At 65.1% G+C, this 22,146-nt stretch carries 22 protein-coding genes; 9 read left to right on the forward strand and 13 right to left on the reverse strand.

Features of this window, described 5'->3' with window-relative positions:
- Nucleotides 1–82: 82 nt before the first annotated feature.
- From IPG63_01300 to IPG63_01310, 3 genes are read left to right on the forward strand one after another with little or no spacing between them, the layout of a single operon-like run.
- Nucleotides 83–673 carry a polyisoprenoid-binding protein gene (locus IPG63_01300; GenBank protein ID MBK6725888.1) on the forward strand — a complete coding sequence of 197 codons (591 nt, stop codon included), beginning with the start codon at nt 83–85 and terminating at the stop codon, nt 671–673.
- A complete protein-coding gene (locus IPG63_01305) occupies nt 657–1,250 on the forward strand; it encodes a cytochrome b (protein ID MBK6725889.1) in 594 nt (197 codons plus the stop codon). Before IPG63_01300 ends, IPG63_01305 begins: the two co-directional genes overlap by 17 nt.
- Nucleotides 1,247–1,831, forward strand: a complete 585-nt coding sequence (locus tag IPG63_01310) for a YceI family protein (protein ID MBK6725890.1) — start codon at nt 1,247–1,249, stop codon at nt 1,829–1,831. Before IPG63_01305 ends, IPG63_01310 begins: the two co-directional genes overlap by 4 nt.
- Here the strand turns inward: IPG63_01310 and mfd are convergent.
- Both mfd and IPG63_01320 read right to left on the reverse strand, forming a co-directional pair.
- Complete coding sequence (gene mfd, locus IPG63_01315; GenBank protein MBK6725891.1) at nt 1,785–5,270, reverse strand: transcription-repair coupling factor; 3,486 nt, start codon at nt 5,268–5,270, stop codon at nt 1,785–1,787. The two genes, IPG63_01310 and mfd, sit on opposite strands and share 47 nt — an antisense overlap.
- Nucleotides 5,271–5,275: 5 nt before the next feature.
- Nucleotides 5,276–6,700, reverse strand: coding sequence for an ATP-binding protein (locus IPG63_01320; protein MBK6725892.1), 1,425 nt, complete (start codon nt 6,698–6,700; stop codon nt 5,276–5,278).
- A gap of 194 nt (nt 6,701–6,894) precedes the next feature.
- On the opposite strand from IPG63_01320, the gene IPG63_01325 reads away from it, so the two are divergent.
- Both IPG63_01325 and IPG63_01330 read left to right on the forward strand, forming a co-directional pair.
- Nucleotides 6,895–7,659, forward strand: a complete 765-nt coding sequence (locus tag IPG63_01325) for a murein L,D-transpeptidase (GenBank protein ID MBK6725893.1) — start codon at nt 6,895–6,897, stop codon at nt 7,657–7,659.
- Between the two features lie 252 nt (nt 7,660–7,911).
- A complete protein-coding gene (locus IPG63_01330; protein MBK6725894.1) occupies nt 7,912–8,313 on the forward strand; it encodes a type II toxin-antitoxin system RelE/ParE family toxin in 402 nt (133 codons plus the stop codon).
- Nucleotides 8,314–8,317: 4 nt separating this feature from the next.
- On the opposite strand, the gene IPG63_01335 is transcribed toward IPG63_01330, so the two are convergent.
- On the reverse strand, nt 8,318–9,007 hold the full coding sequence (locus IPG63_01335) for a DUF1275 domain-containing protein (protein MBK6725895.1): 690 nt from the start codon (nt 9,005–9,007) through the stop codon (nt 8,318–8,320).
- 69 nt (nt 9,008–9,076) lie between these two features.
- Here IPG63_01335 and IPG63_01340 point away from each other — a divergent pair, with 69 nt between their 5' ends.
- Nucleotides 9,077–9,442, forward strand: a complete 366-nt coding sequence (locus tag IPG63_01340; GenBank protein ID MBK6725896.1) for an MmcQ/YjbR family DNA-binding protein — start codon at nt 9,077–9,079, stop codon at nt 9,440–9,442.
- Here the strand turns inward: IPG63_01340 and IPG63_01345 are convergent.
- Nucleotides 9,422–10,006, reverse strand: coding sequence for a GNAT family N-acetyltransferase (locus tag IPG63_01345; protein ID MBK6725897.1), 585 nt, complete (start codon nt 10,004–10,006; stop codon nt 9,422–9,424). The two genes, IPG63_01340 and IPG63_01345, sit on opposite strands and share 21 nt — an antisense overlap.
- A 97-nt stretch (nt 10,007–10,103) precedes the next feature.
- Here IPG63_01345 and IPG63_01350 point away from each other — a divergent pair, with 97 nt between their 5' ends.
- Complete coding sequence (locus IPG63_01350; GenBank protein MBK6725898.1) at nt 10,104–11,012, forward strand: cation transporter; 909 nt, start codon at nt 10,104–10,106, stop codon at nt 11,010–11,012.
- A gap of 93 nt (nt 11,013–11,105) precedes the next feature.
- Here the strand turns inward: IPG63_01350 and IPG63_01355 are convergent, their stop codons facing one another.
- The 9 genes from IPG63_01355 to IPG63_01395 all read right to left on the reverse strand — a co-directional run bounded on the left by IPG63_01355 (nt 11,106) and on the right by IPG63_01395 (nt 18,109).
- Nucleotides 11,106–12,563 (reverse strand): hypothetical protein, encoded by a 1,458-nt coding sequence (locus IPG63_01355; GenBank protein MBK6725899.1) that lies wholly within the window; start codon nt 12,561–12,563, stop codon nt 11,106–11,108.
- Complete coding sequence (locus IPG63_01360; protein MBK6725900.1) at nt 12,560–13,204, reverse strand: hypothetical protein; 645 nt, start codon at nt 13,202–13,204, stop codon at nt 12,560–12,562. Before IPG63_01360 ends, IPG63_01355 begins: the two co-directional genes overlap by 4 nt.
- Nucleotides 13,205–13,309: 105 nt before the next feature.
- Nucleotides 13,310–13,606 carry an AAA family ATPase gene (locus IPG63_01365; GenBank protein ID MBK6725901.1) on the reverse strand — a complete coding sequence of 99 codons (297 nt, stop codon included), beginning with the start codon at nt 13,604–13,606 and terminating at the stop codon, nt 13,310–13,312.
- A gap of 283 nt (nt 13,607–13,889) precedes the next feature.
- Complete coding sequence (locus IPG63_01370; protein ID MBK6725902.1) at nt 13,890–14,285, reverse strand: hypothetical protein; 396 nt, start codon at nt 14,283–14,285, stop codon at nt 13,890–13,892.
- A gap of 303 nt (nt 14,286–14,588) precedes the next feature.
- Nucleotides 14,589–15,053: an SET domain-containing protein-lysine N-methyltransferase gene (locus IPG63_01375; GenBank protein MBK6725903.1), complete on the reverse strand. Its 465-nt coding sequence runs from the start codon at nt 15,051–15,053 to the stop codon at nt 14,589–14,591.
- A gap of 10 nt (nt 15,054–15,063) precedes the next feature.
- Nucleotides 15,064–15,543, reverse strand: a complete 480-nt coding sequence (locus IPG63_01380) for a Slp family lipoprotein (protein MBK6725904.1) — start codon at nt 15,541–15,543, stop codon at nt 15,064–15,066.
- The gene (locus IPG63_01385) at nt 15,525–16,358 is read right to left on the reverse strand and encodes a 23S rRNA (adenine(2030)-N(6))-methyltransferase RlmJ (GenBank protein ID MBK6725905.1); all 834 of its coding nucleotides are present in this window, start codon (nt 16,356–16,358) and stop codon (nt 15,525–15,527) included. The genes IPG63_01380 and IPG63_01385 overlap by 19 nt, the downstream gene beginning before the upstream one ends.
- 69 nt (nt 16,359–16,427) lie before the next feature.
- Nucleotides 16,428–16,964, reverse strand: coding sequence for a phosphatase PAP2 family protein (locus IPG63_01390; GenBank protein ID MBK6725906.1), 537 nt, complete (start codon nt 16,962–16,964; stop codon nt 16,428–16,430).
- The gene (locus IPG63_01395; GenBank protein ID MBK6725907.1) at nt 16,964–18,109 is read right to left on the reverse strand and encodes a glycosyltransferase family 1 protein; all 1,146 of its coding nucleotides are present in this window, start codon (nt 18,107–18,109) and stop codon (nt 16,964–16,966) included. Before IPG63_01395 ends, IPG63_01390 begins: the two co-directional genes overlap by 1 nt.
- Nucleotides 18,110–18,337: 228 nt before the next feature.
- On the opposite strand from IPG63_01395, the gene IPG63_01400 reads away from it, so the two are divergent.
- Both IPG63_01400 and IPG63_01405 read left to right on the forward strand, forming a co-directional pair.
- Entirely contained in the window at nt 18,338–19,312 is a 975-nt protein-coding gene (locus IPG63_01400) for a hydrolase (GenBank protein MBK6725908.1), read from the forward strand.
- Between the two features lie 102 nt (nt 19,313–19,414).
- Nucleotides 19,415–22,066, forward strand: a complete 2,652-nt coding sequence (locus tag IPG63_01405) for a M1 family metallopeptidase (protein MBK6725909.1) — start codon at nt 19,415–19,417, stop codon at nt 22,064–22,066.
- Nucleotides 22,067–22,146: the final 80 nt, after the last annotated feature.

Genomic DNA, 22,146 nt, shown 5'->3' on the forward strand with positions numbered 1-22,146 from the left:
TGCCAGCCGTTTGCAGTTTCGCCAAGAGGGATTGCGCAACCCGGGGCTACCGGTCAGGTGCGTCCGTGGCAAAGTGGGCGCCATGAGACGTCCGCTACTGCCGCTGCTCGCCCTGTTCGCCGCCCTGCCCGTCGCCGCGGCCAGCGACTATCGGTTCGACCAGGTGCATTCGCAGGTGCAGTTTCGCGTCTCGCACCTGGGCTTCTCGATGTCCGAGGGGGAGTTCCATGACCTGGAGGGCGGCTTCCGCTTTGACGCCGAGGACTGGGCGAAGTCGAGCTGCGACGTGCGCATCGGTGTCGCCTCGATCGACCTCGACGACGATGCCTGGAACCGCACCCTGCTCGGCGAGCGCTGGTTCGATGCCGAGCGCCACCCGCAGATGCGTTATCGCTGCCTGGAAGTGGTGCGCGAGAGCGAGCGTGAGGGCCGCATCGAGGGCGAGCTGAGCCTGCGCGGCATCACCCGCCCGGTCACGCTGCGCCTGCGCTTCAACCGCGCTGGCGTGCACAAGTATTCGCTGCAGCAGGTCGCCGGCTTCGAGGCGCACGCGACGCTCAAGCGCAGCGACTTCGGCATGACCCGTTTCCTCCCCGAGGTCGGCGACGACATCGAGATCCGCCTCGACATCGAAGGCATCCGCGAGGGCCGCAAGCGTGAACGCAAGAAGTGACGCAACGCGCTGGGGCGCGGTCGCCAAGTTGTTGCACTGGACGGTGGCGATCGCGGTGATCGGCCTGCTGGTCGGCGGCCTGACCATGACCGACCTCAAGACCTCGCCGCAGAAGCTCCAGTTGTATGCGCTGCACAAATCTGTCGGCATCACCGTGCTCGCGCTGATGCTGCTGCGCCTGGCCTGGCGCGGCATCGACCTGCGTCCGCGCGATGCCGGAGCCGATTCTCCATGGCTCGTTTTCGCGGCGCGCGCGGTGCACCGTCTGTTCTACGTGCTGCTGATCGCCATGCCGATCTCGGGCTGGGTGTACAACTCGGCGGCGAACTTCCCGCTGCGCTGGTTTGGGTGGGTGCAATTGCCGGCATTGGTGGCGCCGGACAAGGCGCTCAAGCAACTCGCGCACGAGGTCCATGAAGTGCTCGCCTACACCATCCTCGCGCTGTTGATCGTGCACGTTGCCGGCGCGCTCAAGCACCATCTGATCGACCGCGACGATACGCTGCGCCGCATGTTGCCCTTCGCCAAGACGCGCGCAGCCGCCGCGCCCACTGCGCCGAACCAGGAGTTGCCATGATCCGCCGCCTTGCCATCGCTGCAGTGTTGCTGCTGTCCATGACCACCGCCGCGTTCGGCAGCGACTACACCATGCGCAGCGGCAGTCTGGGGTTCAGCGGCATGCAACAAGGCGAGCGCTTCGAAGGCCGCTTCGAGCGCTTCGGCCCGAGCATCCGCTTCGACGCCACCGACCTCGCCGCCAGCCGCTTCGACGTGTGGATCGAACTCGCCAGCGCCAACACCGACAACGAGGAACGCGACGAAGCGCTCAAGGGCGAAGACTTCTTCGCGATCGGAGCATTCCCGAAGGCACGCTTCGTGACCGGAGCGATGCGCGCGATCGACGCCACCCACTTCGAAGCCGACGCCACGCTCACGATCCGTGATCGAACTGTCGCGATCAAGTTTCCATTCGCCTTCGAACCCGCGAGCGAGGGCGCACGCCTGACCGCCAAGGTCACGCTCGACCGCCTCGCATTCGGCCTCGGCGCCGGCGACTGGGCGAGCGAAGACGACATCGGCCACCAGGTCGAAGTGCGCGTGGAACTTGATCTCAGCCGCGCCCCGACAAGCGCTCCAGCAGCTTCTGCACGAATGTGATGCGCTGCTGCGGCTCGGGCAATTCCTGGCGGAAACGCAGCTTGTCCTGACCATCGAGCGCATAGACCTTGGGTAGGTCCTGGATCAGCTTGATGATGATCCGTGGCTCGACATTCGGCTGCGCACGGAAGTGGATGCGGCCGCCGGCACGATCGACGTCGAGCTTGCGGATGCCCAGGCGTTCGCAGTGCAGCTTCAGCCGCGCCACCGCGAACAGGGATTGCGCCTGCGGCGGCAGCAGGCCGAAGCGGTCGATCATCTCGACCTGAAGATCGCGCAGGCCGTCGTCGTCACGAGCCATGCTGATGCGCTTGTACAGCGTGAGCCGCTCGTGCACATCGCCAAGGTAGTCGTCCGGTATCAGGGCCGGCACACGCAGTTCAACCTCGACGCGATCGGCATGCGCATTCTCCAGATCGGGCACCTTGCCGGCCTTGAGCGCGGCGACCGCGCGTTCGAGCATCTCGGTGTACAGGGTGAAGCCGACCTCGCTGATCTGGCCGCTCTGTTCCTCGCCGAGCAATTCGCCCGCACCGCGGATTTCGAGATCGTGGGTGGCGAGCGTGAAGCCGGCGCCGAGTTCGTCCAGCGACGCGATCGCCTCCAGGCGCTTCTCGGCATCGGCGGTCATCGCCTTGCGGTCGGGCGTCACCAGGTAGGCATAGGCGCGATGATGCGAGCGACCGACGCGGCCGCGCAGCTGGTGCAACTGCGACAGGCCGAACTTGTCGGCGCGGTGGATGATGATGGTGTTCGCGCTCGGCACGTCGATGCCGGACTCGATGATGGTCGTGCATAGCAGTACGTTGAAGCGCTGACGATAGAAGTCGAGCATCACCTGCTCGAGATCGCGCTCGGCCATCTGCCCGTGCGCGATGCGCACGCGTGCCTCCGGCACCAGCTCGGCCAGGGTCGCGGCCATCTTCTGGATGCTCTCGACTTCGTTGTGCAGGAAGTAGATCTGGCCGCCACGCGCGAGCTCGCGCTGGAAGGCCTCGCGCAGCAGCGCGTTGTCCCAGGGCGTGACGAAGGTCTGCACCGCGACGCGATGCGCCGGCGGCGTGCCGATGATCGACAGATCACGCAGCCCGGCCATGGCCATGTTCAATGTGCGCGGGATCGGCGTCGCGGTCAGCGTCAGCAGGTCCACCTCCGCGCGCAACTTGCGGAACATCTCCTTGTGGCGCACGCCGAAGCGCTGTTCTTCATCGACGATGACCAGACCAAGGTCCTTGAAGCGCACTTCCGGCGCGAGCAGCTTGTGCGTTCCGATCACGACGTCGAGCGAACCATCCGCGAGCAGCTTCAGCGCTTCGTTGATCTCCTTGCCCGACTTGAAGCGCGACAGCACCTCGACGCGAATCGGCCAGTCGGCAAAACGGTCGCGGAAATTCTGGTAGTGCTGCTGCGCCAGCAGCGTGGTCGGCACCAGCACGGCCACCTGCTTGCCGGCCTGGGCAACGACGAAGGCCGCACGCAGCGCGACTTCGGTCTTGCCGAAACCGACATCGCCGCAAACCACGCGATACATCGGCGCAGGCCGGCCAAGATCAGCGATCACCGCCTCGATCGCGCTCGCCTGGTCGGGCGTCTCCTCAAACGGGAAACTCGCCGCAAACTGTTCGTAGGCGGGCTTGTCGAGGTGGACTTCGATGCCCGGCTTGGCCGCGCGCCGTGCATAGATTTCTAGCAGTTCGGCGGCGGCATCGCGCACCTTCTCGGCAGCGCGGCGCTTGGCGCGAACCCAGGCCTCGCCGCCAAGCGAATGCAGCGGCGCCTGTTCCGGCGCGGCTCCGGTGTAGCGCCCGACCAGATGCAGGTTCGCCACCGGTACGTAGAGCTTGTCGCCTTTGGCGTATTCGATGGCGAGGAACTCGCCGCTCTGGCCGCCGACTTCGAGCGTCATCAGACCGAGATAGCGTCCGACGCCGTGGTCTTCATGCACCACCGGTGCACCGATCGCGAGTTCGCCAAGATCGCGAATGATGGTTTCGGGATCGCGCCCGGCGCGCTTGCGCCGGCGCACTTGCTGTACGCGTTCGCCGTACAACTGGCGCTCGGTGAGCACGACCAGTTGCGGGTCATCAAGAGCGAGGCCGTCTTCGAGTGGCGCAACGGTGATGGCGAAGTGCGCATCGGAGGCGAGGAAACTCTGCCACGAGCCGAGCGTGAGCGGACGCAGCTCGAAACTCGCGAGCAAATCGACGATGCCTTCGCGCCGCCCGGGCGAGTCGGCGACGATCAGAACGCGGCCGCGGTAGCTGCTCAGGAATTGGCGCAGGTTTGCAGCCGGGTCTTGGTGCTTTCGGTCGATCGGGAGGCTCGGCGCCGGCTGCGTGCCGAGCCGCGTCACCGGCTTGTCGCTCGTCCCCGGCAGCAGCTCGATGCGCGGGTGCAGGTTCAGCATCTCGCGCAACTGCTGCGGCGGCACGAACAACTCACCCGGTGACAACACCGGCCGCTCGATGTCGTGGCGACGCGATTCGTGGCGCGTGGCGGTCTGTGCCCAGAAGTGCTCGGCGGCTTCAAGCACGCCGGGCGCCAAGGCGAACAGCGGCGTGCCACCGAGGTAGTCGAACAGAGTGTCGAGCTGCTCGAAGAACAGCGGCAGGTAGGACTCGATGCCAGCCGGCGCCGCGCCTTCGCGCAGGTCGAGATACAGCGGCGAACGCCGCGGGTCGATGTCGAAGCGCTCGCGCAATTCGTTCTTGAACGCCTTGGTCGCAGCCTCGGTGAGCGGGAACTCGCGCGCCGGCAACATCGACACCTGCGTGACCTTGTCCTGCGAGCGCTGCGTTTCCGGATCGAAGCTGCGGATCGAGTCGATCTCGTCATCGAGCAGCTCGATGCGATACGGCGCCGCACAACCCGACGGATACAGGTCGAGCAGCGCACCGCGTGTCGCGTAATCACCCGGTTCGAACACCTGCGGCACGTGTCGATACCCCGCCGCTTCGAGCATGCGCTTCTCGGCTTCCAGGTCGAACTTCTGCCCGATCTTGAGCACCAGGCTCTGGCCCATCAGCCAGCGCTTCGGCGTCACCCGCTGCATCAGCGTCGACACCGGCACCACCAGCACGCCGCGCGTCAGCGCCGGCAGCCGATACAGCGTACTGATGCGCGACGCAGCGATTTCCGGATGCGGCGAGAACACGTCGTAGGGCAGCGTCTCCCAGTCCGGGAGATGCAGGATCGGCAATTCGCCGCCTGCAAATACGCCGAGCTCGGCCTCGAGCGCATGCGCGGCATGGGTATCCGCCGTGACCGCCACCAGCAACCCGGCATGCTTGCGCGCCGCCTGCGTAAGCGCGAGCGCCAGCGCCGAACCTTCCGGCGCGCGCCAATACGCACGCAGTTGCGTGCCACTCGGCAACACCGGATCGAAAATCGAAGCCACGTCGACAACCGTTCTAAAAATGGGCGCGAAGGATAGCGGCATTCAGCTCAACGTGACCGCTCCAGCGTGTTTCGTCCGACGGTGTAGCAATGCAGTGCTGCGGGCGTGAACTCCACGCTGATGCCATCCCATTCCTGCAAGGCGCTTGCGGTGCGCGTCGTCACCAGTGGGCGGCGTTGCAGCGGGTTGGTGCGAGCGAAATCGAGCAGCGCCCTGATCTCCTTGGCATCACTCGCCGCACGATCGCTCCATTTCACCTCCACCGCAAAACGCGGCCTCTGGCGCGCATCCAGGCTAACCAGGTCCACTTCGCCTTTTTTCCACCGCGCGTAGTGCAGCGAATCGATGTAGTCCGCGTTGTGCAGCCATTGGCTGAACACGGCGGTCTCGACCAGATGACCGAGCGCAGCATCGTCGGCCTTGAGCGGCGCAAACAGGGCCGCGCGCATCGTCGGGTTGGTCAGGTACACCTTGAACGTCATCGCCTTGCGGAAGCGCGCTGCATTTTCGTCCACGCGACGCAGCCGCTTGATCAGGAAGGCAGCCTCCAGATACTCCAGATACTTGGCGATGGTCGGTTTGCTCACGCCGCTGGAATGTGCGAGCGCCTCCACGCTGATTTCCTGCGCGGAGTTGTAAGCCAAGGTATTGAACAGCGAGTTCAGCTCCTGCACATCGGCGATTCCATACAAGCTGGGCAAGTCGCGCAGCAGGACCTTGTCGATGATGTCGCTCTTGATATATCGGCGCGCATTGCGCCGCACGGCTTCGGAGAACACCGCCTCCGGGTAGCCGCCGAAGTTCACATAGGCGACGAATGCGTCGTTCAGCGCATGAATGTCGCGGGCACGGAAGCGCGACGCATCGGTACGGTCCTCGTCTTCGATGATCAGGTCGTCCTCGGCACCGAGGAAGCGCAGGTACTCGAAGAACGTCAGCGGCGGCAGCACGAACTCGGTGAAACGCCCGGCACCCGACTCAACGCTCTTGTGCTTCAACGCCGCCGCTGCCGAACCAGTCGCCACAATGCGCGCGCTGCGCTGGCTGTCCACCAGCGATTTCAGGTGGACCTCCCAGCCCTTCAGGTACTGGATCTCGTCGAAGAACACGTACAACGGCGTTCCCGCCGGGCGCTCGAACAGGCCGCTGAAGCGACGCAGCAGCGAGTCCAGCCCCTGATTGAAATAGGTCGGAGTTTCGAGCGACACGTAGAGGATGTCGCGCCCGGGCACCCCTTCGGCCAGCAGCCGATCAATGGCGTGGAAAACCATGATGGTTTTTCCGACGCGACGCGGACCCAGCAGCAACAGTGCGCGCTGCGGGTCGTCGGCACGGATCAGGCGGTAGAAGGGACCCAGGTACGCCCGGCGCGGGTAGTCGGCATGTCCGCCGTCGATGCCCGCGCCTGCTGCCCACCACGGATTTTCCTCGCGAAGGCGCTGATTGATTTCGCTGTCGGAGACCTGCAGCATGGGCATGACCATCAATATAAGTCTATTTTGCTTGTTTTCGCAATTACAAGCAAATTACAGTTTGCTTGATTTCGAACGACGGTTCTTGTCGGTCGCCAGATCATCCCGGCGTCCAGAGGGACCACCCGCTGTCCACGCCGTAGCCGAATCCACGATGATCGTCGTACCTGGCTGCCAGGGACTGGAGTGATGCGATGCGACGTTGGCATTACTGGGCTGCAGTCCTCGCCTCGGCAGCCGTCGCGGCGGCCGTGTCGCTCTGGCCCCTGACCGGACCCTCGGTGCTTGCCGCCAGCGGCCTCGCCTCCTCGCAACGCGCCACTGTCGCCGAGCAGCGCGTGCGTGCCGACCTGACGACGCAGCTGCGTGCGATCCGCTCGGACTGGGGCGCGCCGGTGTTCGTGCGCATCTACAAGCAGGAGCGCGAACTGGAAGCGTGGGCGCGCACCGACACCGGCGTGTATGCCCTGCTCGACACCTGGCCGATCTGCACCTACTCCGGCGAGCTCGGACCGAAGCTGCGCGAAGGTGATGGTCAGGCACCGGAAGGCATCTACCAGGTCAGGCGCGGACAGATGAATCCGTTCAGCAGCTATCACCTGAGTTTCGATCTCGGTTATCCGAACGCATTCGACCGTGCGCACCGGCGCACCGGCGGATATCTGATGGTGCACGGCAGCTGCGTCTCGATCGGTTGCTACGCCATGACCGATGCCGGCATCGAGAAGATCTATTCGCTGCTCGCCGCTGCGCTCGCGAACGGCCAGCGCAGCGTGCAGGTGCACGCGCTGCCGTTCCGTTTCAACGCCGGCTGGGAACGTGCGCAGGCGGCTTCGCCGTGGCTCGACTTCTGGCGCGATCTGTCGGCGATCGACGCCGCGTTCGAGCGCACCCACACGCCGCCCGCGGTCACGTTGCGCCGCGATCGCTACGCACTCGCAAACCCGGACGGGCCTTGATCGGCGTGGAATTGCGCTGGCGGGCATCGGTCGGCATAGTGCATCGCAATTGCAACGCATGGAGGTTTCGATGAAGACGGCAACGATCCCTTCGCTGCGCGTGGATCCCGCGTTGCGTGAGGCAGCCGAGTCGGTTCTGGAGCGCGGCGAGACCCTCTCCAGCTTTGTCGAATCGGCGATTCGCCATGGCGTCGAAAAACGCCAGGCGCAGCGCGAGTTCATTGCGCGCGGGCTCGCATCCTATGAAGAAGCATGCCGCACGGACGTGTTCATCCCCGCGGACGAAGTCATGAAGAAACTGGAAGCGCGCCTCGCCGCCGCGAAGGCCAAGTCAATCGCACGCACGAGAGCTACCAGGTCTTCTTTTCGGCTGAAACAGAACAGGATCTGCTGAGACTGTACGACTTCATCCTCAAACGCAGTGACGGCGATTTCGCGCTCGCCGAACGGGCGCTGGACGCAATACGCTCCGGGGTTCGCCTGCTCGAACATTCCCCCTTCAGTTGTCGCAAGGCGACGCCGAGCGATCCACTCCTGCGCGAGCTGCTGATCCCCTTCGGATCCGCCGGATACCTCGCGCTCTACAAGATCACCGCTGCGCAGACCGTAACCCTGATCGCCGTGCGCCATCAGCGCCAGGACGACTACCACTGAACACTCAACTGCCGGCGACGTGGTCCTGGGCGACGATCTGCTTGCGGATGCGATAGACGGCGTAACCGGCGGCGAACAACAACGCGATCGCGGCGGGGAGGTACAGGGTTGCGTAGCGCAGGCGCGGGAACAGCAGCGCACTGGCGATGCCGCCGGCGAAGAACGCCGAGATCACGATCAGGCACAACTGCAGGCGGCGACGGTCGTAGCCGGAACCGCGCAACACATGCCCGAGCGCGATGCCGAGGTCGGTGAACATGCCGGTCAGGTGCGAGGTGCGCAGTACGGTGCCGCTGTAGGTCGTCGCCATCGCATTCTGCAGGCCGCAGGCAATGCCGGTGAGATAGATGCCGGCGGCGTTGTGCCGTGCAAGCAGTTGCGCCGCGACCACCAGCAGCAGCGCTTCGGTCACCAGCGCGACGCCATAGCGCCGACCGAGGCGCAGCGCGCTGTGGCGCAGCAACAGCCCGCTGAGCATGGCGCCGAACACGAACGCGGCGATGATCGCCAGCCAATGCCAGGCCATGACGCCATCGCGCTGCACCACCGCGACTGCGAGCAGCGACGTGGTGCCGGTCAGGTGGGTGATCGCCTGCGGCTCGAAGCTGAGGAAGCCGACGACATTCATCATGCCGGCCATGAAGGCCAGCAGCCATGCCCAGATCCAGACCCAGGTCGGGAGTTTCGAAATCATCCGCCGAATCTAGCGCGCAACCGCTGGCCGTGGCGCAGGCTAGACTGTGGCGAATTGCGGGAGCGTGCGATGGATCAGGCGACGATCGAATCGTGGGTGCACGATTGGCCCGGTGTCAGCCACGAGGTCAAGTGGCACGACGATCTGGTGTTCCTGGTCGCCAGCAAGATGTTCTGCGTCTACTGTTTCCAGGGCAAGTACCGCGGCCAGGTGTCGTTCAAGGTCGAAGATGATCGCTTCCTGGAAATCACCGACCGCCCGCATATCGTGCCGGCACCGTACATGGCGCGCGCGCACTGGGTTTCGGTGCTGAGCTCGGCGGCGATGCCGGCCGAAGAACTGAAGGCGCTGGTGCGCCATTCCTACGAGCTGGTGCGCAACAAGCTGACGAAAAAAGTTCAGCGCGAGCTCGACTCAGGCGCCGCGCCGCAGTGAGCGGCGCACACGCACCATGCCCGGCTCCTCGGGCTGGTGGCTGCGACTGAATCCCAGCCGATCGCACAGCGCCAGCATCGGCGCGTTGTCTTCGAGCACGTCGCCGCGAATCTCGTCCAGGCGCCGTCGCCGCGCGTAGTCGATCAGGCGCCGAACCAGAAGGCTGCCAACGCCCTGCCCCGAGATTTCACGACCGACGATCAGCGCGAAATCGGCAACGCCGGCTTCGCGATCGATGGCGAGTCGCGCCACGGCGCCGATCAGGGCGCTGCCCGCGGGCAGCGGCTCACTGACCACGAGCGCAAAACCGGTCGCCGGATCGAGGTCGCACAGCTGCTGCGCGAAAGCCGGCGTCAGCTCGGTGATCGGATGCAGGAAGCGCAACCGCACTTCCTCCGGCGACAGCCGCGCGAAACTCTGGCGCAGCGGTTCGGCATCGACCGCCTCGATCGGGCGCAACAGCACCTCGCGCCCATCCGGCAACCACAGACGCTCGCGCCAGACACCGATGCGCTGGCGTCGGATCGACGCGCGCCGGAGTGGGGATTTCGGTGGCAGGTTCATGGCCGCGGCATTATGCGCCGACGCCCCGCGAGTACGTGCTCGAACGAGTTCGCGCTCGGGCATAATCGCGGCCCGCTTCGATCCACAGGACAACGGCATGGCCGGCAAGGGCGATTCGACCAAGGCGATCCTGTACGCGCTCGGCGCGAACTTTGCGATCTTCCTGACCAAGCTGTTCGCCGCCAGCGTCACCAAATCCGGCGCGATGATGGCCGAAGCCGTGCACTCGCTCGCCGACTGCGGCAACCAGGGGCTGTTGCTGTGGGGGCTGAAGCGCTCGAAGAGCCCACCGACGCCGGACTTCCCGCTCGGCTTCGGCAAGGCGATCTACTTCTGGTCGTTCCTGGTCGCGCTGATGTTGTTCTCGGTCGGCGGCATGTTTTCGATCTACGAAGGACTGCACAAGCTGCAGCACCCGGAGCCACTGCAAATGCCCTGGCTCGCGGTCGGCGTGCTCGGCTTCGGCATCGTCGCCGAGAGCTTCTCGATGTGGGGCTGCCTGAAGGAAGTGAACAAGTCGCGCGGCCAGCAGAACCTGTGGCAGTGGTTCCGCGACTCGCGCCAGAGCGAGCTGATCGTGATCTTCGGCGAAGACCTCGCGGCACTGCTCGGCCTCACCTTCGCGCTGGCCGCGATCCTGGTCACCATGGCCACCGGCAACCCGATCTACGACGCCTACGGCACGCTCGGCATCGGCGTACTGCTGATCGTGGTCGCGCTGTTCATCTCGATCGAGGTCAAGGCGCTGCTGATCGGCCAGAGTGCCGACCCGGCGTTGAACCGCGAACTGCGCGCCCTGATCGAACGCCAGCCGGAAGTGGCGCGCGTGTTCAACCTGATCACGCTGCAACTCGGCAACGACGTCATGCTCGCCGCCAAGATCGAACTCGCCGCCAACGGCAGCATGCAGGAAGCCTGCGAAGCCATCAACCGCGTCGAAGTCGCCATCCGTCAGGCCCACCCGGAAATCCGCTTCAGTTTCGTCGAGCCGGACACGCGGGATTGAGCTGACCGCGAAGCAGGAGAAGGTGAAATCGACACACAGGAACGAGGATCGAACGGGTGATTAACGCCGTGCGTACTCGCTCCGAGCGCTCTATCACCTCAGAGGCTTGACGCCCCCCCTCCTGCCAAATCCAAAAGCAACCCGGTAGACATCAGGCATCTGGATTCGCCTACCCTCGAGGTGTTCGACCATTCCAAGCGACTGGAGGTCAGCAAGTATGCCGGAGGCCCCTCGGTCGAGATGCTGCGGAGGCAGCTTGACCGCCTCTCCACCCTGCGTCAGCTGTGATTCCAACCTGTTCAGCGTGCCGTCCTGATTCCAGATCTTCTCTATTTCTCCAACCGCACAAGGAACCGTGAGATTTCCGCGCAATGGCGCCATCACGATACCAACCCATGGGTAGTCCTCTGTAATCTCCTGCACGCGAATCTGGGATGCTTCCTGCACCCCATGTTGAATGCCGCGATAGTCCAGAGGAAGTTCGTGGTTGTCGGCAGTCTGAGCGGCAGCCTTTCCGAGTGCAGCGTAGAAGCTGCGAGGGCTCACTTGGTTGAGACCATCCTGAAGGTGGTTGACGAGCCATGTATACGGTTTTCCGCGCTTTGTGCTGCTGCCCATCGCGGTTCCGGCAACAAGTTCGAATAGCGCTTCTTGAATTGACTCATCTTGACGCAGGACGGATGGCACTAGCCACCCATCGCCACGAGCCACTGTCTGCGCCTCGTGCACGACGCCTCCTACAAGCGCCGCAAATGGCTCTCTACTGACGCTTGCATTTCCTAGGCATTGGTAGAGCAATGCATAGAGGTCAGCCCGATGCCAGACAAGCGAGGCCCTTGTGGCCAGCAGCTTCGAGTAATCCGGAAAGCTGGTGACATTGGAATCCTGAAGAAGGTCAGGGCGGACGTATACCTTGCAACGGATTGACTGCGTGGAACGCATGTCCAGCGCCACCTGCAACAAGCCCTTGGCAAGCTTGTGCATTTGCTGCCAGTTGTCAGCCATGCGATCCAATGCGTCGAACAACACCAGCAAAGTCGTGCCTTGATCCGCAATGCGCTGATCTGCGGCCTCCATTTCACGAGCAAAAGTCTCCGAATTCGCCCGAACCCAAGCAACGCGTTGCGTCCAATCGGCCAGGGTCTCGAACTCGCCACCCACCCGCGCATGGTGCGCCACCACGGCGCGCCAGATGAAGCGTGCTCCAAAGTTCCCGACAAGCTCCGCCAGAGTATCGGCATCTGGTGCTTGCAATACCGAAAGCCCCATGCCAAATCCCTGCGCGACCTCGACATTTGCCGGAAGTCTCGCCTCGGGAAAGTTGGATCGGACGAATGCCAAGTGAGTCGAGGATGCCAATTGAGCAAACCAGAACGACTTGCCCGATCCGCGAATCCCTTCGATCAGCGTTGCATCGGGGTCCAATGCACGTGCGTGAGACGGTGGCACATATGTAAACGAAGTAGGCCGCTCGGAGATGGCCTTAGCCTGGTCCAGGAACTTCGCACTTTCCCTGATGCCATCCCGGATGGCTCGGACTGCTGATCTCATGCCTCGCCTCCGTTGACGCGGCGCATCACCCAACGAATCAACGTCCCGAATGCCGCATCGATTTGCGCTTCGGTGGCACCACCTTGCTCAGGCCTCAGACTTGGCTCAAATTCCTGAAATCGTTCGTCCCAATCCACCAGAATGGGGAAGTGCGGCGCAGATTGATCTGTCTCAATCGGATGGAAGTAGTCGACGATTGATGCGGACGTCGCGGGCGGGATTGCGTCGTACAGCGTTTCCGCGAAGAGCTCGTACGCCTTGTCCTGAAATCGCTTCACGCCACCCTCCCGGTCGCTCCTGGGCGTAAGGGCTCGCACGATTGCCAATCGTTCGCGAACACGACGAACCACTTCCGGCCGTCGTTGCCAGTGAGTGAAGAGTTGACGGTAGCCCAGCCAAGTCTGCGGGCTGTCAGTGGCAAACAGCAACGCTGTGTCGGCCATCCCTGTGATTGCCGCAGCGGCCAGGTCATGCAAACCCGCTCGGCTGTCAATTAGAACTACGTCCGGATGCTCGCGAGCTTCGAGTGCTTCGAGCATCCGGCGCAAACGCACCCCCATGCGCTGCGGGCCTTGCGAGCTAGGTACGTCGGCATATACACGCGCCAGCTTTGCCAGGTAGTCGGACTCCTGTTGGCCCATTGCAGCCACCACCCCCCTGAGTCATCGCCCCCAGCGGACTGGCGGAAACGACTGCACCCAGCACACTGTCGCCTTGTCCAACCGCATCCTCTATCAGCCAGTCAATCACGCCAAATTCGGCCCGCGCTCCACGGGCAACACCAGCCCGGACAATCCTGGTGATTCGAGATCAAAGTCCACCAACAACACCCGTTTCCCTTGCCGCGCCAGTCCCCAGGCCACCATGCACAGCGCAGTCGATCGACCTACGCCGCCCTTGAGACCGAAGAACACCACCCGATGCGGGTGAGAGTCGGTTTCTGTTGCAGGCCGCAGCCAGTCCTGCCCCGTAACCTGCCGGTCAAGCAGCATGACGTCCACTTCACCGAGTGGCTCGCCGTCGCCATCAACTCCCAGCGACACGATCGTCTTGTGCCAGTCGGTACTTCCGAATACCGAATCGGGAACGAGAAGCTCTCTCGGAAAAGCAAATCCCTGCCCGTCGCGTAAGGTGCCAGCGACGCTTGTGCGGACTCAAGGTGCTGACGCGCTTCGACGGGAAAATCGTCCTCGGCGCAGTCCACTGCAAAACGCAGGCGACCGTAGATGTCCCGAATGATGCGGAGTGGTTTGTCCTCAGGCAGTGATGAATGCTGCGCGGCCTGCGCGGCCAACCGCAATGCATCGTGAAAACGAATCGCTCCCATCACAGCACCCCGTTTTCCGTGGCCATATCAAGCGCCGTCATCACTTCGCCTGCCGCGGCCTGCCAGTTGGTGACCGAAGCCGTCGGCAACACGGCGTCGCGCCAAAAGCGATGATCGACCGACCAATCGAAAAAACAGGCAAGATGCGGCATCGTAGCCAGATAAGTGGCCGCGGTTCTTCCGTCCGGAATAGTATGCGCGAGGTTGAGGACCGCATCGTGCAATTTGGGAAAGTGCTCCTTGAAAGCCTTGCCCTTGACGCCGCCGGGCCTGTCGATCGAGCCGTCACTGTCAGCGGGCACTCCGCATGCGACCAAGATGGCCTTGACGCCGCACTCGGCAGCGATCCCATAAAGCTGTCCCGCATTGCCAAGGCGAGCACTCGTCAAGAGCATGCCTGCATCATGGAAGTGCCTCGAGCCGATTCGAAATAGCCGACACGGGCTGTAACCGTTGTACTCATGCTGCCGTTGCTCTCCCTGTCGTTCCCGCTACAGACTGCTTCGACCCCCTTGCATCGCTCGACACGGCAGTTGACCGTCACGTTGACAAAGGGGGAATATCCTACCAGTCGAACAGTCGTTTCCTGTGGGGCGGTATGCGTGGGCGTGCCGCCACGGTCGAAAATGCGGCCCCCAGGGCTCCGAACATGCCGGGCCAACCGCCGCTTCGATGTCGATACCGACGACCATCCCGACTCACCCCGCCAGCATCGTCCCGCGGCAGTGCTTGCTGCCGCAGTGGCAGCGCCAGCGTTGGCGTTCGGCGGGAGTGATGGCGCGGCTGAGGTCGAGGGCGTAGTCGAAGGTGATCTCTTCGCCCTTGCGGATGCGGCGGCGCGATTCGATGTAAACGCGGTCGCGGCGTTCGTCGCCGTCGATGTCGACCCAGATCACGGCGTCGCAATTGGGGTTGCAGCTGTGGTTGACGAAGCGCGCGCTGCTGCCGCCGACGTTGCCGTCGATCAGCCAGTGGGCGTTGACGGCGAACAGGTAAGTCTCGCCGAGGCCGCTGTTGTCGCCGTAGCGACGGTGCGCTTCGCGGCTGTCGATGCGTTCGCCGCGGTATTCGAGCAGGCGCGTGGCGGCGGGCAGGTCGGTGTTTGCGAACACGCCGCGGCCGTGGATGCTTGATCGCCGCACGACCGTGCGTGGCGTGCTCATCGGGCGCGCGTCACAGCGCCACGCCGACGCCGAACGACCACTGCGGCTGGTCGTACTGGAAACCGGATTTCCACAGCGCCCAACGGGCCTGCGCCAGCACCGGATAGCGATACGGCGAGGTCCCGATGCTGCCTTCGCCGCGACCAACGACGCGACCGCGCACGGTCAGGTAGCGGCCTTCGGGGGCATCGCTGCGTGCAAGCCGCTGCGGCACGCGAATGACGAAGCGCCCCTGGCTCGGGGCCCGGGTCAATGGCCGCTGGCGGCGATCGATGGGGTGCGCCAGCACTTCGATTTCGCTGACCTCCTCGCCGACGCGCAAGGCCACGATCATGCCGCCCCAGATCACTTCGATGTCCCCCGGGTCCTGATCGGCAGCGGCGTACGGCGCCAGATCGAGGCGCGCGCCGTCGGCCAGGAAGGGCGCCGGCGCGGCGCAGGCGGTGAGCAGTGCGGCGAACGCCGCCAGCGTCAGTCTTCGACCAGCCATTCGAGTCGATGCTGCGCGTAGCGGCTCTGCGCCAGCGCGCCGGCCAGCACCGGCAGCAGTTCGGCGAGCGTGCGATCGAGCTTGTAGGGCGCGTTGATGATGGCCATGCCGCAGCCATTCAGGCGCAGCGCGGAGTTGTCCGGATGCACGCACAGCTCGACCAGCAAGACCTTGCGCATGCCGGATTGCTGCAGCCAGCGATGGAACGGCAGCACCGACTGGCGCAGCTTGATCGGATACCAGACCGCGTAGACGCCGTGGGCGAAACGCTTGTGCGCCGCCGCCAAGGCTTCCTCGATGATGCGGAACTCCTGCTCCTGCGCCTCGAACGGCGGGTCGATCAGCACCAGGCCGCGTTTCTCTTTCGGCGGCAACAATGCCGCCATCGCCTGGTAGCCGTCGCGCTGGTGCACGGCGACGCGGGTGTCGCGCGCGAAAAGTTGGCGCAGCGCCGCGGTCTCGGCATCCTGCACCTCACACAGCATCAGCCGATCGTCGTCGCGCAGCATCTGCGCGGCGATCAGTGGCGAACCCGGATAGGTCTGCACGCCGTTGTGGACGCGGACCATGTTGAGGTAGGCGTGCAGCAGGGTCGGCAGGCGCTCGACGTGCATCAGGCGCAACACGCCGTCGCGGAACTCGCCAGTCTTCAGCGCCTCCTCCGAGGCCAGCGAATAGGCACCGGCGCCGGCGTGCGTGTCGAGCACCGCCATTGGCGTGTGCTTGGTCTTCAGCGCTTCGATCAACGCCACCAGCACGACGTGCTTGAGCACATCGGCGAAATTGCCTGCGTGATAGCTGTGGCGGTAGTTCATCGGCCCCGTTCCATGGACACGGCGACCGCGAGTATCGGCACGCAAGCGCCCACAGTGCAAGCGCCGTGCTCAACCGACCAGCACAATGCTGATGCGCGAAAGCGTGACGGCGATCACGGTTGCGGCCAGGACGTCGCTTGGGTAGTGCAGGCCGAGCGCCACCCGCGACAGCCCGACCAGCACGGCGAACGGCCACAGCAGCAGGCCCAGCACCGGGTAATGGTGCACCGCCACCAGGGTAAAGCTCACCGCGTGCAGGGTATGCCCGGACGGGAACGAGAACTCGTCGAGCGGCGCCACATGCGCGGTGATCGACCCATGACGCACGAACGGACGCGGCCGCCGCGTGTAGCGCTTCAGGCTGCGATACAACACCAGCGCGACCAGCCCGACCAGGGCAAGATGCAGGCTCGCCTGCAGCCCGGCGCGTCCACCGAACAAGGCGAGCGCGAGCATCAGCACATACCAGACCAGGCCGTCGCCGAGCCGACTGACCACGGCGAAGAAGCGCAGCAGCCGCGGCCGTGTGCCGAGCCGGTTCATGCCCAGGCACAGGCGCAGCTCGGGCGCACTCACCGCCAGATCGAGCAGGGACACGGCACGCATCATGCCGCCCTCGAATGGACTGCGCGGGCCTCGCGCAACAACTGCACCAGGGCCTCGGCCACACCGCGTTGACTCAGCCCCTGCACGGTATCGAGCGCCGCCAGTGCGCAGCGTCGACGCAAACTCTCGTCCACCGCCAGTTCGACCGCGGCATGCACGAACGCATCTTCGTTGCCGAAGGCGACCGCAGCGCCCGAGCGGCCATGCTGCAGATGCTCGCGGGCGGCGCCATAGTCGAACGCCACCGTGGCCACGCCGCTGGCCATCGCCTCCAGGGTGACGTTGCCGAAGGTCTCGGTCAGGCTGGGAAACAGGAACAAGTCACCGCTGGCGAAGTGCTCGGCGAGATCGACCCCCCTGCGCATCCCGGCGAATTCGAACTGCGGGTGCGCGGTGCGCAGTGCAGGCAACGCCGGGCCATCGCCAACGATGATGCACCGAGCGTCGGGACGCACCGCCTGGATCGCATGGAAGGCTCGACCGAGTAGCGCGAGGTTTTTCTCGGCGGCAATGCGGCCGACATGGATCACCGCCATCTGCCCCGGCTTCAGCCCCCATTGGCGACGCAGCGCCTCGCTGCGCCGGCCCGGCGCGAACAGGCTGGTGTCGACGCCACGCGCCAGGTGGCGCACCTGGCGGAAGCCCTTGCCGATCAGAAACTCCTGCAACTCGCGCGTCGGGACCAGCGTGGCGCCGGCGCGATTGTGAAAGCGACGCAGCCAGGCAAACACCAGCGGCGTCAGAAAGCCGACGCCGTAGTGCGCCACGAAGTCATCGAAGCGGGTGTGGAAGCCGGTAGCCGCAGGAATGCCAAGCGCATTCGCTGCTGCCACTGCAGACCAACCCAACGGCCCCTCGGTCGCGACGTACACCGCTTCAGGAGCATGCTCGGACCAGAAGCGCCGCAATTCGGCACCGCTTGGCAGCCCGAAACGCAATCCGGGATATCGCGGCAGATTGGCACCGCGCACCAGTTGCTCGCACACGCCGCGCGGCGGCAAGAGCGCATCGACTGCAAGTTGGCGCGGGCGCGTCAACAGCACCTCGTGACCGAGCGCCGAAAACTGCTCGACGAAGCTCTGCACGGTCAAGGCAACGCCGTTGATTTCCGGCGGATAGGTCTCGCTGACGACAGCAATGCGCATGCGCTTTCCCGGTTTCGCGGGCATCCTCACGCCAGCGCTTGACGAACGCATGAAGCCGCGATGACGGACGCATGACTCGCTACCATCGAACCATGCCGTCGCGCCGGACGAGCTTCTGGCCGTGCCCGCCAGCAACCCGGATTCGCTTTGGGTCGTGACCGCAGACGGCAAACTGGACCCTTCCACCGACACCTGCGCGACTGCCCACGCCCCAGGAGATCACGCCCGATGAACTGTCCTCGTCCCCATCGCTGGCTGGCGTTCGCCACTTGCCTGCTCGCCGGCTGCGCCCCGGTACCGGTCCACCAGTCCGCACCCGAACCGATCGACCGTAGTCGCTTGCCGGCGCCCGATGTCGCGCTCGCGATTCCCGACCTCGGCCCCTGCGACGACGGCTCCGACCGCACCCTGCATCTCGATTCGCGCGCTCCGGTCACGGTGCTGGTACATGGCTGTTTCAGTTCTGCCGGCCGCTTCCGCGCCCTGGCGCAGGTGCATGCGTTCCAGGGCCGACAGGCGCTGTGCTTCAGCTACGACGATCGCGCGACCCTGAGCGACAGCGCCGCGCGCTTGCAGACGGCGCTGCGCGCGCTCGCGGCGCAGACCACGAACCGCGAGTTCCGCCTGCTCGGCCACAGCCAGGGCGGACTGGTGGCGCGGCACGCCATGACTGCCACCGAGGCGCTACCCGCCGACGCCCGTCTGCAACTGGCGACCCTCTCCTCGCCCTTCGCCGGCATCGCCGCCGCCGACCACTGCGGATCGAAGCTATTGCGCCGTGCCAGCCTCGGCGTGGTCAACGCGATCTGCAGCCTGGCCACAGGGGCCAAGTGGCGCGAAATCACCGCGACCTCCGAGTTCATCCGCAGCCCCGGCGCACTGGCGCCGCAGGTCACCGCCTATCTGAAGGTCGAGACGGATGAGCGCGACAGCTGCCGGCGACGGCGCGACGATGGCGGCTGCGACGAGGACGACTTCGTCTTCAGCCTCGACGAACAACGCCAGCCAATGGTCGATCGCAGCGGGCCGATCGCGGTGCGCGAGGTCCGCGCCGGGCACGTCGAGATCGTCGGTGACGACCGCACCGTTCCCGACAAGCTGATCGACATCTTGCAACAACATGATTTTCTCGGGCCCACCGAACCCGAACGCAGCACCGCCTTTCACGCCCTGCTGCAACGACTCTACCTCGGCGACGGCTGAGCCTCGCCCCGCACGGCTAGGCGCATGCCGGCCACGATCCGTCCCGCACCGCGCGCGCTGCGGGGCGGCATCGCTAGCATCGGCGGACCTCGGAGGCCCGCCATGTTCAGAACCTTGCTTTGCTGTGTCCTCGCCCTCGCGACCCAGATCGTCGCCGCTGCGGATGAAGTGCCGCGCGGCAAGCTGCCGCGGCAAGTCGTTCCGATCGCCTATGAAGTCGATCTGCGCATGGATGCGCGCGGCGAACGCTACAGCGGCGAAGTGCGCATCGAACTCGACGTGCGCACGGCCACCGATCACTTCTTCCTGCACGCCCGCGGCAGCGAGTTGAAGGCACTGCATCTGCGGCAGGGCGAAAAAACGACCATCCATGCCAAGAGCGAACTGGTCGACGCCGAAGGCGGCCTGGTGCGAATCAATGCACCGAAGCCGCTCGCCATCGGCCACTGGCAACTGCAGATCGCCTTCGACGCGCCCTACGACCAGCGCCTGCAGGGCGCCTACAAGGTGCGTAGCGGCGGTGCCGACTACGTGATGACGCAGATGGAACCGCTGGGTGCGCGCAATGCGTTCCCGAACTTCGACGAACCCGCATTCAAGGTGCCGTGGACCTTCACGCTGACCGTGCCGAAGGGCGACAGTGCCGTATTCAACACCCTCGAGACCGCAGTGCAGGACCTCGACGACGGCTGGCAGAAGCACCGCTATGCAACCACCCAACCGCTGCCGAGCTATTTGATCGCGTTCGCCGTCGGGCCGTGGGAGCTGATCGACTTTGCCGCCATCCCCAAGACCAGCTTGCGCGACCATGCCATTCCGCTGCGCGGCGTCGCTGCCCGCGGCCAGTCCGGCCGCATGAAGTTCATGCTCGGCGAGACGGCGAAGATCGTGACCGCGCTCGAGGACTACTTCGGCTACCCCTATCCCTACGACAAGCTCGACCTGCTCGCCGCACCCGACTTCGCCTATGGCGCGATGGAGAACCCGGGCCTGATCACCTACCGCGATTCGTTGATGTTCGCCGACCTGAACTCGGCGACCTCGCAGCGTCGCGGCGCGCTCGGTACGCATGCGCATGAACTCGGCCACCAGTGGTTCGGTGATTTGGTCACGATGCCGTGGTGGGACGACATCTGGCTGAACGAAGCGTTCGCCACCTGGGTCGCGGCCAAGATCATCCAGGGCATCTACCCCGAACTCGAGGCCGACATGGACCGCCTTGGAGGCGGCCTCGGGGCGATGTCCGCAGACAGCCTCGCGACTGCGCGCCGCATCCACAATCCGGTCGAGGACTGGACCGAGGTCAGCAGCACCTTCGATGGCATCACCTACCAGAAAGGCGGCGCGGTGCTGGCGATGATGGAGCGCTATCTCGGCGAGGCCGGCTTCCGCAACGCGCTGCGAGCGCACATGCGCAAGTTCGCCTTCGGCAATGCCACCAGCACCGACCTCGCCGATTCTCTGGCGGCACAGAGCGCGCAGCCGGACGTGTTGCGCCAGGCCTTCGCCAGCTTCACCGACCAGGCCGGCGTACCCATGCTCGACACCCGCCTCGAATGCAAGGACGGCTCGGCCACACTGAGCGTGGCGCAGTCGCGCTACGCGCCGATCGGCGCCAGCTTCGCCACCGACACGCGCTGGCTGGTGCCGATGTGCGTGCGCGTCGGCCGCGGCGCCGACAGCAGCGTCGAGTGTCACCTGCTGACCGAGCCCAGGAGCAGCTTCGCGCTCGCCGGCCAAAGCTGCCCGGACCACGTGCATCCGAATGCGGATGGCGCCGGCTACTACCGCTTCCGCCTCGATGAGTCGGCGCAGAAAGCACTGAACGCCGCCTTCACCAAGCTCAACGCCTTCGAGCAGCGCGTGCTCGCCGACAGCATCGGCGCCGCCTTCGGCAGCGGCGAAGTGAGCGTGGCGCAGTACCTTGACGCCGCGCCGCGGTTTGCCGAGGCCAAGCAGGGCGACGTGATCACCGCGCCATTTGGCGACCTGGAATGGATCAAGGAGCGCGTCGCCAGCCGCGCCCAAAGCAAGCGCATCGATCGGATGCTGCGCGAAGTCTGGGGCGCGCGCCTGCGCGAACTCGGCATCGACCATCGCGACGGCGACAGCGAGGCGACCAAGGCACTGCGCGTGGATCTGATCGGCATGCTCAGCGACCACGGCCGGCCGCAATGGCTGATGGATGAGCTAGCCGCACGCGGCCGCAAGGTCATCGGCCTCGGTGGCGATGCCAGGCTCAATGCCGATGCCGTGCATCGCGATCTGCTCGGAACCTCATTGCGCGTCGTGGTCGATCGCGATGGCAAGCCGGCCTTCGACCTGATCGAGACGCATCTGCGCACGAACGAAGACTCGGTGATCCGTGGCGCGCTGATGGGCGCGCTCGCCAGCAGTTCCGACGCTGCGCTGATCCAGCGCGCGCTGGCGCTCGGCATCAGCGCCCAGGTCAAGGCCGGAGAAATGTCGCGAATGTATTTCGGCGCCGCCGACAATCCCCGCCACCACGCCGCGATCTGGGCGTTCGTGCAGCAACATTACGATGCCCTGCTGGCCAAGGCACCGTCGGTCTGGCAAGGCCGAATCCCCTACTACGGCTCGTCCGCGCTGTGCAGCACGCAAGGTGCCGAGGCACTGCAGGCGTTCTTCGCCGAACGCGTACGCAATCTCGAAGGCGGCCCGCGCGCACTATCGCAGTCGGTTGAAGGCGTGAAACTGTGCGCCGCCCGCGTCGCCCGGCACCAGCAGCACTGATCCGACCCACTGACGCGACCAAAAACAAACGCCCCGGCGCATGCCGGGGCGTTTCGGGTCGGCGCCGGGCGGGCGGCCGG

It is taken from the genome of Lysobacterales bacterium (genome assembly GCA_016703225.1).
GTDB lineage: Bacteria > Pseudomonadota > Gammaproteobacteria > Xanthomonadales > Ahniellaceae > JADKHK01.

What these genes read in the sequence shown, in the direction of transcription:
- IPG63_01355 (MBK6725899.1), bottom strand. Translation starts at nt 12,563, where the DNA reads ATGAGATCAGCAGTCCGAGCCATCCGGGATGGCATCAGGGAAAGTGCG.
- IPG63_01375 (MBK6725903.1), bottom strand. Translation starts at nt 15,053, where the DNA reads ATGAGCACGCCACGCACGGTCGTGCGGCGATCAAGCATCCACGGCCGC.
- IPG63_01405 (MBK6725909.1), top strand. Translation starts at nt 19,415, where the DNA reads ATGTTCAGAACCTTGCTTTGCTGTGTCCTCGCCCTCGCGACCCAGATC.
- IPG63_01360 (MBK6725900.1), bottom strand. Translation starts at nt 13,204, where the DNA reads ATGGGCCAACAGGAGTCCGACTACCTGGCAAAGCTGGCGCGTGTATAT.
- IPG63_01380 (MBK6725904.1), bottom strand. Translation starts at nt 15,543, where the DNA reads ATGGCTGGTCGAAGACTGACGCTGGCGGCGTTCGCCGCACTGCTCACC.
- IPG63_01395 (MBK6725907.1), bottom strand. Translation starts at nt 18,109, where the DNA reads ATGCGCATTGCTGTCGTCAGCGAGACCTATCCGCCGGAAATCAACGGC.
- IPG63_01320 (MBK6725892.1), bottom strand. Translation starts at nt 6,700, where the DNA reads ATGCTGCAGGTCTCCGACAGCGAAATCAATCAGCGCCTTCGCGAGGAA.
- mfd (MBK6725891.1), bottom strand. Translation starts at nt 5,270, where the DNA reads ATGCCGCTATCCTTCGCGCCCATTTTTAGAACGGTTGTCGACGTGGCT.
- IPG63_01370 (MBK6725902.1), bottom strand. Translation starts at nt 14,285, where the DNA reads ATGCTCTTGACGAGTGCTCGCCTTGGCAATGCGGGACAGCTTTATGGG.
- IPG63_01325 (MBK6725893.1), top strand. Translation starts at nt 6,895, where the DNA reads ATGCGACGTTGGCATTACTGGGCTGCAGTCCTCGCCTCGGCAGCCGTC.
- IPG63_01335 (MBK6725895.1), bottom strand. Translation starts at nt 9,007, where the DNA reads ATGATTTCGAAACTCCCGACCTGGGTCTGGATCTGGGCATGGCTGCTG.
- IPG63_01340 (MBK6725896.1), top strand. Translation starts at nt 9,077, where the DNA reads ATGGATCAGGCGACGATCGAATCGTGGGTGCACGATTGGCCCGGTGTC.
- IPG63_01385 (MBK6725905.1), bottom strand. Translation starts at nt 16,358, where the DNA reads ATGAACTACCGCCACAGCTATCACGCAGGCAATTTCGCCGATGTGCTC.
- IPG63_01390 (MBK6725906.1), bottom strand. Translation starts at nt 16,964, where the DNA reads ATGCGTGCCGTGTCCCTGCTCGATCTGGCGGTGAGTGCGCCCGAGCTG.
- IPG63_01310 (MBK6725890.1), top strand. Translation starts at nt 1,247, where the DNA reads ATGATCCGCCGCCTTGCCATCGCTGCAGTGTTGCTGCTGTCCATGACC.
- IPG63_01400 (MBK6725908.1), top strand. Translation starts at nt 18,338, where the DNA reads ATGAACTGTCCTCGTCCCCATCGCTGGCTGGCGTTCGCCACTTGCCTG.
- IPG63_01350 (MBK6725898.1), top strand. Translation starts at nt 10,104, where the DNA reads ATGGCCGGCAAGGGCGATTCGACCAAGGCGATCCTGTACGCGCTCGGC.
- IPG63_01300 (MBK6725888.1), top strand. Translation starts at nt 83, where the DNA reads ATGAGACGTCCGCTACTGCCGCTGCTCGCCCTGTTCGCCGCCCTGCCC.
- IPG63_01330 (MBK6725894.1), top strand. Translation starts at nt 7,912, where the DNA reads ATGCCGCACGGACGTGTTCATCCCCGCGGACGAAGTCATGAAGAAACT.
- IPG63_01345 (MBK6725897.1), bottom strand. Translation starts at nt 10,006, where the DNA reads ATGAACCTGCCACCGAAATCCCCACTCCGGCGCGCGTCGATCCGACGC.